At 50.8% G+C, this 262-nt stretch carries 1 protein-coding gene; it reads right to left on the reverse strand.

Annotated features, from left to right (window positions below):
• A partial coding sequence (locus tag GT354_RS47565) for a cellulase family glycosylhydrolase (RefSeq protein ID WP_161364034.1) occupies window positions 1-262 on the reverse strand: 262 nt, incomplete at both ends.

Below are 262 nucleotides of genomic sequence, written 5' to 3' on the forward strand. Positions count from 1 at the left end.
GTTATTGGCTTTTAAGTACGTCATCCAGGCATTGGCTTCGCTCGTGGCAACGCCGCCACCACCGTCTGCATTCACTGAGCCCCATTCGGTTACGAACAAAGGAATATTTTTATTGAGTGCGGCGGTTGCTTTGTCACGTAATGACTGGCCATGTGTGCCCGCATAAAAGTGCAGGGTGTAAGCGATGTTGGCGTAGCCGGTAATAGGATCGTTAGCGGCAACATCCACATCTTGTGACCAGTTTGGTGTACCCACTACGATC

The organism is Streptomyces sp. SID3343, assembly GCF_009865215.1.
Taxonomy (GTDB): domain Bacteria; phylum Actinomycetota; class Actinomycetes; order Streptomycetales; family Streptomycetaceae; genus Embleya.